The sequence below is a fragment of the Kitasatospora sp. NPDC056531 genome (genome assembly GCF_042794375.1).
Classification (GTDB): domain Bacteria; phylum Actinomycetota; class Actinomycetes; order Streptomycetales; family Streptomycetaceae; genus Kitasatospora.
The window spans coordinates 1-1,375 of the sequence record NZ_JBHTTU010000366.1 but is presented as its reverse complement, the minus strand read 5'-3'; the positions used below and the strand labels follow the sequence as shown (position 1 = coordinate 1,375).

Sequence of the window (1,375 nt, the reverse complement as noted above, 5' to 3'; positions counted from 1 at the left end):
ACGAAAGTAGGTGTCGGCCGCTCCGGTTGACAGGAGCAGGATGACCAGGAGCGAACCCGCAGTGGCGAGCGGGAAGCGGACCAGGACAAGCGGGCGGACCCAGGACGGGAAGCCCATGCCGACGGCCGCGAGCACCGCGCGCACGTCGATGGTGCGCGCGCCGGCGTCGGAGGACTTCCTGAAGGCTGCCTCGGTGAAGCGCCGGGCGAACACCTGACTCGCGATGACCGAACCGACCAGAAGCAGGATCAGCGGCTCGACGATCCACGACAGGACCCGGCCGGTCTCGTTTCCGGCGATGTTGAGTGCCGCCAGCGCGCTCAGACATGCGGCGATGGCCAGTGCGAGGAGGAACTCCCAGGGCTGCTCCGCGAACCGAATCCCGTGCCGCGCAAGGATCTCCGCCGGGTGGCCCTGCCGGACCACTTCCGCCTCGGCTGCTTGTTGGGCCGCTGCGCCGGAGCGCCAGACGGCGATGGGGATGACGACGAAGGTCGCGGCGAGCAGGAGTTGCAGCACGACCGCGACAGCCACGAGGAGCGGCATGGGAAGCCTCCGACAGAGAAGGAACTGAACTTAGTTCAAGCAGAACCTACGAACTTCACTGCACTAAGTGCAAGAGCTTTCCTGAACTAAGTGCAGGAGGCTGCCCGGAATGCCCTATCGTCAGGGCATGGCACGCAACACGCTGACTCTCGACCAGATCGTCCTGACCGCCGTCGACCTGCTCGACCAGGACGGCCCGGAGGGCCTGAACATGCGAAGCCTGGGCAAACGCCTCGGCACCGTCGCCACCGCGGTTTACTGGCACGTTCCGAACAAGGACGACCTCCTCCTGCTCGTCGGTGACCACGTATGGAACGAGATCGAACTGCCCGACCTCGACTCGGTCGGCTGGCGAGCAGCGGCAGTGTCCATGGCGGAAGCTCTGCTCGCCATGCTCACCAGGCATCCCTGGCTGATGCAGGCCCTCGGCTCCCACCTCTTCTACGGCCCCGGGAAGGCGCGCTACGACGACCACAGCCTCGCCGTCTACGAGGCTGCTGGCTTCCATGGGCCCGCCGCCGACCAGGCGTCGGCCACCGTCTTCACCTTCGTATTGGGCAACGCCGTCGGCGTGTCCGCGATGGCCTCCCTGACCCGGCGGCTCAACCGCGCCGGCGGGAACGCCGAGGAGCAACTGGAGGACACCATGGCGAAGGCCCGCGAAGTCGCCCGGCAGTTCCCCCGACTGCGCAGCCGCATCGACACACCGTCGGCCACCGACTACGCCGCAACCCCAGAACAGACCTTCGAATCCGGCCTCCGCGCCCTCCTCAACGGCCTGGAGGCCGAACTCCCCGCAGCGCAACCACGCCCGACTGATAGCGATCCC

Annotated in this window: 2 protein-coding genes; one reads left to right on the top strand and one right to left on the bottom strand. The window is 67.3% G+C overall.

Annotated elements, in window-relative coordinates; all coding sequences use genetic code 11:
- Nucleotides 1-546 (bottom strand): hypothetical protein (locus tag ACFQ87_RS46485; protein ID WP_380617093.1); only part of this gene is annotated, 546 nt, incomplete at its 3' end.
- A gap of 127 nt (nucleotides 547-673) precedes the next feature.
- Here ACFQ87_RS46485 and ACFQ87_RS46480 point away from each other — a divergent pair.
- A partial coding sequence (locus ACFQ87_RS46480; protein ID WP_380617092.1) for a TetR/AcrR family transcriptional regulator occupies nucleotides 674-1,375 on the top strand: 702 nt, incomplete at its 3' end.